This window comes from Faecalibacterium sp. IP-3-29 (assembly GCF_023347335.1).
GTDB lineage: Bacteria > Bacillota > Clostridia > Oscillospirales > Ruminococcaceae > Faecalibacterium > Faecalibacterium duncaniae.
On the sequence record NZ_CP094471.1, the window covers coordinates 673,233 to 686,574 of the forward strand.

Here is a 13,342-nt window from a genome sequence, read left to right on the forward strand (position 1 = left end):
GTTCTATCAATGAGCCAATGAGCCGGAGGGGTTACACATGGATGTTCTCCAGAATATGATGCTGCTTTCCGAACTTGTCCAGTGCGGCGGCAATGTTTATACATGGTGCTATGATGCACAGGGAAAGCTACTACGGAGCAACTGTCCGGACGAGGCCTTTCTTGCCAGCGCATTTGAGCTGTTCGGCTGCAAACAGCGGATGCTGGAGCATGGGAACCGGGATGATGTGCCCGTTACCTTGGGGACGGCTTTGGGTCTTTTGTGGGGAGCAGCCTTTGAAAAGGAAGAGGAAAAGCTGAAGCGTGTCTGGGTCATTGGACCGGTGTTCTATCAGGACGTGACCCTGCGCGGGATCGAGGACGGGCTGAAATACTACAGCAAGTTGGAGATCAGTGTAGCATGGACGATCCAGCTTTACAAAGCCCTTGAAAAAGTCCCCACCCTGCAAAACACCATTATGAACCGCTACCTGCTGATGATGCACTACTGCCTGACCGGACAGCGGCTGGAACTGAGCTGTGTCAACAGCAGCACAGCGCAGGAGGAGCGGCTGAAAAGCGCCACAATTCCCCACGACCGGCATAAGATCTGGATGGCAGAGCAGGGAATGCTGCAGATGGTCCGCACCGGAGATATGAATTACAAGCAGGCGCTTTCCAACAGTATGAGCATAAGTGCAGGTGTACCGGTGCAGAGCAGCGATGTGCTACGCCAGAGCAAGACCTCCATCATCGTGTTCACCTCGCTGGTGTGCCGTGCCGCCATTGAGGGTGGTCTTTCCCCGGAGGAGGCGTACTCGCTGGGGGACAGCTACATTCAGGCGGCAGAATCGGCAAAATCGCTGGATGAGCTGAGCCCCCTTGCAATGATGATGTACGATGATTTCATCCGACGTGTCCACAAACACCGGACAAACCCGAACCTCAGTAGACAGATCCAGAAGTGTGTGGATTATATCGAGATGAATCTGGACAAAAAGATCGTAGCGGAAGATCTTGCCGCCCTGGTGGGCTACACAGAATATTACCTCACCCACAAATTCAAGGAAGAAACGGGTCTGAGTGTCACGAACTATGTAAAGTTTGCAAAGGTCGAACGTGCGAAAGTTCTGCTGAAAAGTACACCGTTCAGCGTCCGGGAAATTTCCGAGCAGCTTGGCTTTGCCACCCGCAATTATTTCAGCGCAGTCTTTCAGCAGGTCACCGGAAAAACGCCCATGGAATTCCGGGAAACATAAAGCAGAACAGGCATCCTGCGATACCGTTTGGCGGTATCGGGCAGGATGCCTGTTCTGCTATGATGAAGAAAAATGGAGGAGAATGGCTCAGTTGAGGAACTTCTCGTTCAGGGTCACGCCAAAGTCGCGGGCAATGGCGCGCAGGTCGTCGTCGGTGATGGTCTGCCGGATGATGCCGCCGCCCATGGAGAGCACCTTGACGTAAATTTCCGCGCTCTTTTCGATGGTGTGGGCCAGACCAAAGGTGATGTCAAAGTCCGGGCCGGAGGCAAACAGACCGTGCTGTGCCCAGATAGCAGCCTGATAGGTTTTCATCAGCTCACTGGTGGCCATGGCAATGTCTGCACCGCCGGGCACCATCCACGGGCAGACGCCCACGCCCTCCGGGAACACCACCGGGCACTCGGTGGCGCTCTGCCACAGGGCACGGGTGAAGTCCCGGTCGGTCAGGGGCAGGATGTAGGTCAGGGCAATGACGTTGGTGGCGTGGCAGTGGTAGATGACACGGTTTGCGCCATTGGTGGCGGCCTTGCGGACGCTATGGTTCATAAAGTGGCTGGGGAACTCACTGGTAGGCTTTGCGCCGTCCTCCAAGCCCCAGACAATGCGCCAGCTGTCGCCCTTGTCGTTGATTTCCACGATGCCGATGCTGTGAACAGGGTCCGGCTCCACGTTGCGGAAAAATTTGCCGGAGCCGGTGGTGATGAAATACTCCCCTGCCAGATTATCCGCCTGCACGCCCATGTTCACCCACTCCCGGGGCTGCTCGTCAAAGAAGGGACGGCACTGCGCCACTTCTTCTTCCTTCATGCGGTAGGTCAGGTTGCCGCCGTTGCGCTCGTGCCAGCCCTGCAGCCAGCCATCGTTGCACATCCGCATAAAGCCTTTTACAATCTCAATATCCAGAATACCCATCTTCAAAAACCTCTCTCATTCAAATGCGCTTGCTCAGCACGTTCTGCTCGTATTTCTTTACTTCCTCAAACCATGCACCGTCCACCGGCACACCGTTCCGGCGGCAGTATTCGTCCCAGACCTCGCCAAAGGGCAGGGTCTTCAGCTCCTCCTGCCGCACCATCAGCTCGGTGAACTGATTGGTGTCCTGCAGTTCCTTCAGCACCGTATGCGGGGTGCACAGGGCAGACAGCAACGCCTTTTCCACGTTGCGGAAGCCCACCGTCCATGCGGAGATGCGGTTGATGGAAGCGTCAAAGTAATCCAGTGCGATGTTCACCCGACCGTCCAGACCGCCGCAGCGCACGATCTCCTTGCAGATCTCCTTCGTTTCATCGTCGAACAGTACCACATGGTCGGAGTCCCAGCGGATGGGGCGGGTGATGTGGAGCGCGATCTCCGGGAAGAAGGCCAGCAAGGCAGGAATCTTGTCGCTGACCACCTCGGTGGGATGGTAGTGGCCGTTATCCATCAGCGGAATGCACTTTTCCCGGTTGAAGGCGGCGTAGCTCAGGGCAAACTCGGCACTGCCCACGGTGTAAGCCTCCACGCCGATGCCGAACACCTTGCTTTCGATGCAGGGCTTCACTAGCTTGAAGTCGTAAGGCTCGCGCAGAATCTCGTCGATGCTGGCCTTGTAACGGTCGCGGGGGCCTTTGCGATCCGCTGGTACGTCCTTAAAGCCGTCGCCCGTCCAGATGTTCATGGTGCAGGGCTGCCCCAGCTCCTCGGCCAGATACTGACTGATGCGGATGCAGGCCTTGCCGTGCTCTACCCAGAATTTCCGGGTCTCCTCGTTGGGGCTGGCAAGGGTCAGCGGGTCGCACTTGGGGTGGGAGAAAAAGGTGGGGTTGAAGTCTGCGCCCAGCCCTCTTGCCTTGCAGAAATCCACCCATTTTTTGAAGTGCTTCGGCTCCAGCCTGTCCCGGTCCACCCACGGGTTTTCTTCGTCAAAAATGGCATAGGAGGCATGGAGGTTGATCTTTTTGGTGCCGGGGCAGAGGGACAGCACCTTGTCCATATCTGCCATCAGTTCCTCCGGGGTGCGGGCACGACCGGGGTAGTTGCCGGTGGTCTGGATGCCGCCGGTCAGGGGCTTGGTGGGGTCGGTGTCAAAGCCCCGGACATCATCTCCCTGCCAGCAGTGCAGGGAGATAGGCACGGTCTTTAACCGGGCAATGGCAGCTTCGGTGTCCACGCCAATGGCGGCGTAGCGGGCTTTTGCTTCTGCGTAACTCATAGGGTTCCTCCTTCTTAAATCTGCATCTGAATTTTCAAATTGCCGATGGCGGTGGCCTCGATGGGCAGCGCCACCACCTGTTTTCCGGTGTAGTGGGCAGTCAGCTCGTTCAGGGTAGCGTTCTTTGCGCCACCGCCTGCAATATACAGCTTATCCCAGTGCTGCCCGGTCACAGCCTCCATCTCACGGTAGGCTTCGCCGTAGCAGTACGCCAGCGAATGATAGATGCTGTTGATAAGGTCGGCATCCGTGGCAGGGGCTTCGCCGGTCTCGGCAAGGGCGGCTCTGATCTCCGCGCGCATATCCTGCGGGGCAGAGAAGCGGGCTGCATTCACATCAAAAATGCGGGTGTAGGTGCTGGTCTTGGCCAGCTCCACCATCTCGGCAAAGGAGATGCCCAGCTGTTTTTGCACACACTGGATGATCCACAGACCCATGATGTTTTTCAGGTAGCGGATGTACCCTACGCCGCCCTCGTTGGTAAAGTTGGCGCGGCGGCTCTCCGGGCTGGTGATGGGCTTTGCCAGCTTGACCCCCAGCAGGCTCCATGTACCGGAGGAAAGGAACGGCGCATCCCCCTGTTCCATGGGGATGCCCTCCACCGCGCTGGCGGTGTCGTGGGTAGCGCACAGCACCACCTTGGTCTGTCCGCCTACTTCGGTGGCAATGTCCGCTTTCAGCGCACCCAGCACCGTGCCGGGTGCGGTCAGCTTGGGAAACATCGTTTCCGGTAGGCCCAGAGCCTTGAGAATCTCCGGGTCGTATTCCCCGGTCTGTGCATTCACAAGGCCGGTGGAGGTGGCGTTGGTGTACTCTCGCGCCTTTACGCCGCAGAGCTTCCACAGCAGATATTCCGGGATCATCAAAAAGTCTTCGGCCTCTGCCAGCCGCCCGGCTTTTTTGTCGGCATACAGCTGATAAATGCTGTTGAATGGCTGGAACTGGATGCCGGTGCGTGCATAGAGCTGCGCAAAGGGCAGAATGCTGTGGACTTCGGGGATCACTGCCTGCGTTCGGTCGTCCCGGTAGGCGTAGACAGGGTAGAGGGGCTGACCGTCTTTCAGCAGCACATAGTCCACCGCCCAGGTGTCAATGGAAAGGCTCTCAATTTCCGGGAACTTTGCAAAGGCTTCCCGGATGCCCTGCTTCACGTTGAAAAACAGGCTGTCGATGTCCCATTCCAGATGACCGTCCACCCGCCGGACGCTATTGGGAAAACGGTACACTTCCTGGGTGAGGAGAACGCCGTTCTCCATCCATCCCACAATGTGCCGCCCGCTGGATGCACCAATGTCGATGGCAAGATAGTTTTTGTGCATAATGGGCCTCCTGTGTGGCTTTGACTGCTATCAGTATAGCGGTAGAATGCGGGCGATTCCATCCGCAAAGGTGACGCATTCTTTGTGAAAAGTCTACTCTTGCGTTGCAAAGTGCAGTGCGCTATACTAGGCACAGAAAGAGAGGAATCGAAGAATGCTGACCTACAATATGGATGTGACCCCGGAGAGTGTATGGAAACGCACTACCCCCAGCGAAGCAGAGCTGGCACAGCCCTACTACTGCACCGAGGCAGGGGTGTTTTATGCCCAGCAGCATTTTTCCACCGCCCGGACCGATAAAGAAAGCTATCTGCTGTTCTACACCCTCCGTGGGGCAGGGCTCATCGAGCAGGGGGAAAGCCATGTGGAGCTCCGTACCGGGCAGGCACTGCTGCTGAACTGCCGCACCCCCCAAAGTTACTGCACCGCCCCGGGGCAAAGCTGCTGGCACCATTACTGGGTGCATCTGGACGGCGCAGGGGTCGCCGCCATGGAGCCGCTGCTGCTGCCGGGCAAAAAACTGACCCCGGTGCAGCTCACCGGGGTCAAGATGCAGGAATTGTTTGAAACACTTTTAGGGCAGATGGAGCGCAGCACCGTGGACAGCATGGTGACCATGGGGCTGGCGCTGCATGAGATGCTGGCGCTGTGCGCCCGGAGCATCCTTGCACAGACCGAAGCCACCAGCGCACGGCAGGTCATTTTGCAGGCTGCAGAGACCCTGCGCAAGAATTACCAGAAAGAGCTTTGCCTTGCCGACCTGCTGGCAGAGGCGCACATGAGCAAAAGCTATTTTCTTCGCCTGTTCCGGCGGTATATGGGCACAACGCCGTATAACTATCTGGTCAACTTCCGCATCACCCAGGCAAAGGAACTGCTTGTCCTCACCGACCACAGCGTCAGCGAGATCGCACAGGAGGTAGGTTTTGGCGATGCCAGCAACTTTTCCACCCGCTTTGCAAAAGCCACCGGGCAAAGTCCCCTGCAATACCGCAAAAGCGCACTGAAGCCGGTGGAGGGGGCAAGGTGAGCGGAGGAATTGTGTCAAAATGACACAATTCCTCCGTTCACCTTCAAAGAACCATGAGATGTGAATGTTTTGCCTTTATGGGAGTTCATGTTTTTTACTGAATCTCGTGAAAAGCGTATAAAAAGCTTGCAATCATCTGTAAAATGTGATATATACATTATACGAAACATTGCTTTGAAAGAACGCTCCACCGTTCAATGATGTATAAATGGGAGGTGCCTGCCATGACCGCTGTGATCTATGCCCGCTATTCTACTGACAGCCAGCGTGAAGAATCCATCGAAGGTCAGATTCGGGAGTGCACTGCCTATGCGGAGAAGAACGGATTCACGGTGGTCAAACACTACATTGACCGTGCCGTCTCTGCAAAAACGGACAACCGCCCACAGTTCCAGCAGATGATTAAAGACAGCGAACGCGGCATCTTTGATGTCATCATCGTATGGAAGCTGGATCGCTTTGCCCGGAACCGCTACGACAGTGCCCGGTACAAGACCCAACTGAAGCGGAACGGCGTGAAACTGGTGTCGGCAACGGAAGTCATTTCGGCTGGCCCGGAGGGCATCATTCTGGAATCGGTGCTGGAGGGCTATGCCGAATATTACTCGGCTGACCTGTCGGAAAAGGTCGTGCGCGGCATGACCGAAAATGCTCTCAAGGGTATTTATAATGGCGGCACGATTCCGTTCGGCTACATGATCGATGAGACCCGGCATTACCAGCCCGACCCGTTGTTGGCTCCGTATGTGGAGCAGACGTTCCAGAAGTATGCGGACGGTGCGACCATGACTGACCTGCGGGATTGGTTAAAGGCACACAACATCAAAAATTCAATGGGCGGGGAGATGTCCTACAATACGATTCAGCGGATGTTGAGTAATCGCCGGTACATCGGCGAGTTGCGTTTGCGGGATGTGGTACAGCCCAATGCGATCCCGGCTCTTGTGTCAGAGGACTTGTTCAACAAAGTACAGGAAAAGCTGGCGAAAAATAAAAAGGCCCCTGCCCGTCATAAGGCAGAGGAAAGCTATCTGCTCACCACCAAGCTGTACTGCGGTAAGTGCGGAGCGCTGATGTTCGGAGAAAGCGGTGTCAGCCACACCGGGAAAATGTATACCTATTACAAGTGTGCCGCCGCCAAGAAGAAAAAGACCTGCGATAAAAAGGCCGTGCGGAAACAGTGGCTGGAAGATCTAGTGGTCAACGAGACCATGAAGCTGGTGGAAGATGACGCTTCCATGAATGCCATCATTGCCAAAGTTATGGAATTGCAAAATCAGGAAAGCACGGATTTGCCCATCTACGAAAAGCAGTTGAAGGAAACGGAAGTCGGCATCACCAATATGCTGAACGCTATCCAGATGGGCATTCTGACCAGCTCCACCAAGGAGCGGCTGGAAGCGCTGGAAGAACAGCGGAAGGAACTGCAAGCCCGCATTGCAGAAGAACGGCTGGCCAAGCCGAAGATGAAAGAAGAATTCATCCGGTTCTGGCTGCTCCGTTTCCGTAAGCTGGATATGACCCAGCCGGAGCAGCGGCAGGCACTGGTGGATACCTTCATCAATGCCATCTATCTCTACGATGATAAGGTTCTCATTACCTTTAATTATAAGGAAGGTACGGAAACGGTCGCTTTTGGGGAAGCCGTAAAAGCAGAGAAAAGTTCGGATATGAGTGCGCGAGGTGCACCAGATATTGAACGCCAAATCGTAAGATTTGGCGTTCTTTTTTGTTATGTAACCCCGAGAAATCGGGGCTTGCACGGTCAATGCACGGTTTTTGCACGGTTGGTGTTTTCATAGGAATCTTCTGCATGGGCTGGAATTACTTTGAAATGCGTGGTAAATTTTGCATTAGGTCAGCAGAGCCAGACGGAGCTGCGCCTTTACTTCGGGGTCTGCATTCTTCAGCAATTCCAAGAGAGCCGTCATGGAGATGGTGGGTTCGCCTGCGGCGGGTACAGCCTGCGGGCTGGGGCTTTCCTGTTTAGCATAGAACCCTTCCTCGAACTTCCTGCCCAGTTCTACACGAGAGGACTGCTGGATATGGGCATAGGTGTTCACCAGCATATCTGCCGTAGCGTGTCCTGTGGTGCCTTGAACGGCCTTCACATCGCCGCCGGAGATCATCAGCTGATAGGTCGCACTGGAATGCCGCAGACCGTGGAACACAATACGAGGGAACTCCGGGTGTGCATCCTGCCATTTGAGGAACTTTTTGCGAATCAGCACAGGCTCCACAGCCAGACCGTTGGGCAGACGGAACAGCATTCCGCTGTCATGGTAGCGTGTCGGGTCTTTCATCTCGTCTGCCTCCAGCTGATTCAGCCACTTCTTCAGTTCCTCTTTCAGAGCAGAGGTCATGAAGATGGTACGGCAGGAGGACACCGTTTTGGTGCTTTTCAGGATGAGGGAAGTGGTGCTGCGCTCCAACTTGTCCGGGAATACCTTGATGATGCAACCATCGTCCACCTGATTCAGGGCTTCTTTTCGCACCCGCTGCATGGACTTGTTGATACGGAAGGCTCCGATGCCATCTGCTGCGTCAAAATCGAGGTCTTCCGGGGTCAGACCTACGATCTCGCCCTCTCGCAGCGCACCAACCAGCGTGAGGTGGACTGCCAGATGCAGGATGGGGTCCTCCATGCTGTCCAGTGCCGCTCGCATTTCCTCTACCGTCCAAATGGTGCGCTCCTGCGTGGACTTCTTGGGGCTGTCCACGGGAACAGGGCTTTTGACAAGAATGCCCCACTCTACGGCATACTGGAACGCTGTTCCTAGCAGCCGATGCACTTCGTGGATGGTGGTGCCGGAAAGGAACCGCTGCTTCTGCTTTTCGGTCAGTTCCTGCTTCTTTCCCTCGACATACGAACCGCAGGGCGTTTTGCTCAGGGTCGTGTAGAGGTTCTCCATGTGGTAGGGTTTGAGCTTCTGCATCTCCATGCTGCCGATATAGGGGATAATGAGGTTCTGGATGGTGGAAAGGTTAGATTCGTAGGTTTTGGGTGCCCACTTGTGCTTGCTGCACTGCTTGGGCAGCCAATCCATGAGGAACTCTGCCACCGTCACCAAGGACGGAATCAGGAAGGTTCCAGCCGCCAGCTCATGCTCGATCTGTTTCTTACGGTTTGTTGCCTCCTCTTTGGTGGGAAAGCTTTCCCATTTGTCGCAGCTCTTGCCGTGCTCGTCCTGATAGGTGTAGCGGACGCTGTAAGAGTTGCCACGCTTCGTAATATATGCCATACTGTTTGCCTCCTTATCAAGCTGCCCGGTTGAGCCACGCATCGAAGCTGTCCTTCGGTACACGGATGCTTCCGCCTACCCGCAGAACACGGAATTCGGTGGTGTTGTTGCACAGGTTGTAGGCAGAGCGCAGGCTGATGGCCAGCATTCGTGCGATCTCTTCCACCGTGTACACCAGCTTCGTGGTTGCCGGGCTGTCAGTCGGAGACTTGACGGCATTGGTTTGAGTGACCGCTTCCATTGTAGTGGGATTTGAGGCCTTTTGCAAGGGCTTATTCGTATAATTTTCAGATTTCACAGTTTCGGTCATGTCAGGCCGATTCATATTCATAGGCAGACCTCCAATTCCTTGTAACCGAACGCCTGTAACCGGGCAGGAAAATTCTCTTTTTCTGCACACAGGGCATCCGGTGGGCTTTATACTTTTTCTTATTCTTTTAAGGTTACATGGTTACAGAAAGAGGAAAACGCAGCGGTCATGCGGCTTTTTCGCCGTAACTGAGGTGTAACCGAATCTGTAACCAGACGTGTAACCGCTGTCCATCAGAAGGGAAAGTCCAGTTGCTCGGCTTCCGTATCCGTTATTTCGGAGAAATCTTCAGTCTCGGTTTCGGGGCTGGTTACGCGCTCCCAGCCTTTCTGAACGCCGTACTTCGGGTAACGCTTGGCGGTCTTGTGCGCCTGCCAGCCTTGAATATCGCCGCGCGAAATTCCCGTGTTCATGATCTCACAGATAGCGCGGGTCTCCCACTCTGCCGGGATGTTCGTGTTGCCCAGCGCTTCCGCATAAAGCTGCTTGGAACACACCCGGTCACCCGTGTAGTCCTCCAGAAAGGCGTAGATCATGCCAGCCTGTGCATCCTCCTGCATGAAGTCCTGCTGATGGACTTGCAGCGTTTCCTGCATGGCGGGGCTGAACGCCAGTTTGTAATTACCGCTGTTGTAGATGGTCATGGCTTCAGCCCAAAGCTGGGCGATATAGGCACGGGATTCGGCTTCATCGTCTAGAATGTGGACTTCTGATAGTTCCGCGTCCACCGGGATGGGAATAAAGCGGCGGTTACCCGTGCGGTCACGGGGCAAAAAATCCTGCCGGTTTGTCGTACCAGCAAAGACGCACTGGCGCAGACGGTCGGCAGGATGGGTCTCATAGGGGACTTTATAGGTCTCCTTCTGCTTGCTGAGAAAGCTCTTGATCTCCTCGATGCTCTTGGCATTGGCAGTGGCGATCATCTCCGACATTTCAATGATCCAGTGGCCTTGCAGTTTGCGGAACACATTGTCATCGTCCAGCCGCCGCAGGTCGTCCGAGAACCACTCGTCCTTGACGGCCAGCAGCCGAAAAAAGGTGGACTTCCCCGGTCTCGCCTGTCGGCTCGGTCGGTGCTTCAAAATGCTTACAGCATTTTGAGGTCGCCACTGGCGACCCGCACCCTTGACCGCCCACCAGACAGAGCATGGTCTCAAATTTACATCCCGGCTGGAACACCCGCTTGATGGCTCCCAGCAGAAAGATTTTCATGGCTTCGCAAGTGTACTCATCCTCCGCAGCACCGAGAAAATGGTGCAGGACGTGGGCTATCCGTTCCGTGCCATCCCATTGCAGACCGTTCAGGTAATCCCGGATGGGATGATAACGGTTCTCGTTGGCAACGATGCGGATAGCAGATTCGATTTTCTTTTCGCTGGAAATGCCGTATTTCTCCATCCTCCGCAGGATATACTTCATGTCCGTGTCGTTCAGCGTTTTACCGGAACGGGGCCAACCCACAGGCTTTACAATGTCGATGCGCTCGCTCAACAGGTTCAGCCGGATGGCATCGGCAAGCACATGGTCGTTCTGCAGAATCGTGATGCAGTTTTGGATCGTCCGCTGAATTTCGCCATTGGAGTGCTTGGTCAGCATTTCTTTCACATCGGTAACGGTTCGGGGAGCACGTTCTTCGTTGACTTCTTTGCTCAATAAACATCACCTCGTGCTATTATTGAAACCGATTTTCTGACTTTTCGGCGGCAGGCGGTGCGGACGGCTTCCGTTGGGTCTGTTCCGCCTGCAAGCGGTTCAGCAGTTGCAGCACCGAATCTCGTGCTTTCTCCTTAACCTGCTCCTTGCCTTTCTGACGGACTTCCGGCTTCAGGAGCTTCTCCTGCAGACGTGCGGTGGTGGTCTGCATGGTCTTGAGGAACTTGTCCAGCACGGTGTCCAAACGGTGGGCGGCGTATTCTCTCGTGGTCTGCGGAGCCTTACGTTCCGGGGACAGCACCCACTTTTTCGTGTCCTCGATCATCCGCATATCTTCCTTCCGGGTCTCGGTGCGCACCACATCGGTCACGACCTCCACCGCCTTGTCGTAGGCCGCAGCCGAAACTTCATCGATCAGAGTTTCCATGTCGTTGACCTTGAGGGTCAATTCGTCCAGCCTGTTCTGCTGGGCGGTAAGCTGCTCCTTCTGCTTGGCAAGGATGAAGTCCTGTTTTTCCAGATATTTGCGGTTGCCGTATTCTGCTTCTTCCTCCAATTCCAGCCCGTGCAGCTTGGCAATCTCGAACAGCATCTTTCGACAGGCGGCATCAAAGGTGATTTTGCGGTTGTTGCGGCGGCTGAGGGGCTTGTCCGGGTCGGGCAAGTTGAAGCCCAACGCTTCCAGTGCCTTTTCCTGCTGAGGAGCGATCTCGCCGTACTTGTTTTTGCAGTCGAACACATGACGCTCATGGATATGCGGTGTGCTTTCATCCAGATGCAACGCCCAGTCCAGCACATGAACGTGTTCGCCGAATTTAGCCTTAAACTCCTCAATGAACTCGGTGACGATGTTCAGCAAGTCCTTTGCCGAAGCGTGTTCATCCAGCGTTCCCAGCTGGTAGATGGTTTCTTCCGGGCAGGTCTTGCGGCTGGACAGCAGGTCAGGAATGGAGCGATTACGCTCCGTGTGCCGAATCTTGGCATTGCGCTCGTTCTGACTTTCCACAAAATTGGAATAGCGGCTCTCGTAAAATTGCCGTTCTACATCCGAGAAGGTCGCCGCCAGATCATCCGGGTCTTGTGGGTCGAGAGCCGAACGGAAACTGTGAAAGCAGTCCCAGTAGATGTTGCCCTTTGCTCGTTCCGGGTCGATGTGCTCACTGTTGGCAAGGTTGAAACTGCGGTCATTGTGCTTTGGGTTGTAGGTGCCTTGTGCTCCGGCTCGTCCGTTGTGTCGTGTTAATTTCAGATAGACATCCCTCCGTTTCAACAGCTTGGTGGGGGAGAACGCAGCAGCGGAGCTGCTGGATCTGCCGCCGTTTTGCGCCAGATAATACCCAGTAAGATATGACGCACAGCATCATATCACTGGGCAAGGCGTTCCCCCTTGACTCCCTTCAACGGGCCATTTTGGCCCGTTGATTTTGGCAAGCTGGAGGTCAAAGATTTGCGAATTCCTGCCCACCAACTTGTCCGGCTTTTTCAGTGGGCCAAAATGGCCAACTGATTCTGTTACGGGTAGAATCAGGTTGTCATCTTTGCAACCTGATTTTCAACGACCTTGAGGCGCTACGGAAAAACGATGTGCTCATTTTGACCACTTGGTTTTCCGTAACAGGTCGATAAATTTCCGTTCCCTCATTCGTGAGGAACTGGGTTTCATTTGGCAGATGCGTTACGATTAACCAAGTGCTCATTTTGAGCACTTGTAGCATCTGTAACACGTTTTCGATAGCCTTTTTGCCGACAGGCATTGCTGCAATAGCGGGCACCTGCACGTTTGGGTGTGAATTTTTCACCGCAGCACTGACAGACCAAATCCTGACGGCGCATTTGGCGGTATTCCCGCTGCCGCCGATTGTTGGCCTGATTGCCGCACCAGTAACTGTGACAATATTTCTTGGTGTAGATCGTGGTGTAGAACACCCGACCGTAGCCGCCGCAGATGAGTTTACGGATAGCGTATCCTCCGGTGGTAAAACCCGTTTCCTCATACGATTCTTTCAAATAATCCTGATTGTTCTGCTCCCATTCTTCGTTTGTCATATACATGGAGATACCCCTCCTTTCACTGGCGTTACGGAAAAACAATGTGGTCAATTTGACCACATTGTTTTCTGGTAACTGAGGAATCAACGTTTAGCCGTTCTCCCTGCATGGATTTCCTGCCCCCTCTCGGCGGCGTTTTCCGGCTCTCCCTTGCGGGGTCATCGCCGGGTATCCCATGCAGACGGTCATGCGGTTTTCAAGGTGCGGTGCTGGATTTGGCAATAAAAAAATCGCCACACAACAACCTGAACCTGACCATCCCTTCCGGGATGGCCTTGGTTCGGGTTCGTTATGTAGCGATAGAAGGT

10 protein-coding genes and 1 pseudogene are annotated in these 13,342 nt (G+C 54.7%); 3 read left to right on the top strand and 8 right to left on the bottom strand.

The genetic code is table 11. The features are described 5' to 3' along the window. The first annotated feature begins 37 nt into the window (after positions 1-37). Positions 38-1,237 (top strand): helix-turn-helix domain-containing protein, encoded by a 1,200-nt coding sequence (locus MTP40_RS03125; RefSeq protein ID WP_005920195.1) that lies wholly within the window; start codon positions 38-40, stop codon positions 1,235-1,237. An 87-nt stretch (positions 1,238-1,324) separates the two neighbouring features. Here MTP40_RS03125 and rhaD read toward each other — a convergent pair whose 3' ends face one another. The 3 genes from rhaD to MTP40_RS03140 are packed head-to-tail and all read right to left on the bottom strand — an operon-like array spanning position 1,325 to position 4,750. Further along, a complete protein-coding gene (rhaD, locus tag MTP40_RS03130) occupies positions 1,325-2,152 on the bottom strand; it encodes a rhamnulose-1-phosphate aldolase (RefSeq protein WP_113621281.1) in 828 nt (275 codons plus the stop codon). Positions 2,153-2,171: 19 nt separating this feature from the next. After that, a complete protein-coding gene (locus MTP40_RS03135; RefSeq protein WP_249259803.1) occupies positions 2,172-3,431 on the bottom strand; it encodes an L-rhamnose isomerase in 1,260 nt (419 codons plus the stop codon). A gap of 14 nt (positions 3,432-3,445) precedes the next feature. Continuing rightward, positions 3,446-4,750, bottom strand: a complete 1,305-nt coding sequence (locus tag MTP40_RS03140; protein WP_249259804.1) for a rhamnulokinase — start codon at positions 4,748-4,750, stop codon at positions 3,446-3,448. 154 nt (positions 4,751-4,904) lie between these two features. Between MTP40_RS03140 and MTP40_RS03145 the strand changes: the two genes are divergently transcribed. Continuing rightward, positions 4,905-5,780 carry a helix-turn-helix domain-containing protein gene (locus tag MTP40_RS03145; RefSeq protein WP_118658073.1) on the top strand — a complete coding sequence of 292 codons (876 nt, stop codon included), beginning with the start codon at positions 4,905-4,907 and terminating at the stop codon, positions 5,778-5,780. Positions 5,781-6,004: 224 nt separating this feature from the next. Further along, a complete protein-coding gene (locus tag MTP40_RS03150) occupies positions 6,005-7,582 on the top strand; it encodes a recombinase family protein (RefSeq protein ID WP_249259805.1) in 1,578 nt (525 codons plus the stop codon). A gap of 51 nt (positions 7,583-7,633) precedes the next feature. On the opposite strand, the gene MTP40_RS03155 is transcribed toward MTP40_RS03150, so the two are convergent. From MTP40_RS03155 to MTP40_RS03175, 5 genes and pseudogenes are all read right to left on the bottom strand, one after another. Further along, positions 7,634-9,022 carry a site-specific integrase gene (locus MTP40_RS03155; protein WP_249259806.1) on the bottom strand — a complete coding sequence of 463 codons (1,389 nt, stop codon included), beginning with the start codon at positions 9,020-9,022 and terminating at the stop codon, positions 7,634-7,636. A gap of 16 nt (positions 9,023-9,038) precedes the next feature. After that, positions 9,039-9,353, bottom strand: a complete 315-nt coding sequence (locus tag MTP40_RS03160; RefSeq protein WP_249259807.1) for a helix-turn-helix domain-containing protein — start codon at positions 9,351-9,353, stop codon at positions 9,039-9,041. Between the two features lie 212 nt (positions 9,354-9,565). Further along, positions 9,566-10,928: pseudogene (locus MTP40_RS03165) on the bottom strand (VapE domain-containing protein). Positions 10,929-11,004: 76 nt separating this feature from the next. Next, on the bottom strand, positions 11,005-12,255 hold the full coding sequence (locus tag MTP40_RS03170; protein ID WP_238078385.1) for a plasmid recombination protein: 1,251 nt from the start codon (positions 12,253-12,255) through the stop codon (positions 11,005-11,007). 389 nt (positions 12,256-12,644) lie between these two features. After that, positions 12,645-13,037 carry a hypothetical protein gene (locus MTP40_RS03175; RefSeq protein WP_249259808.1) on the bottom strand — a complete coding sequence of 131 codons (393 nt, stop codon included), beginning with the start codon at positions 13,035-13,037 and terminating at the stop codon, positions 12,645-12,647. Positions 13,038-13,342 lie beyond the last annotated feature (305 nt).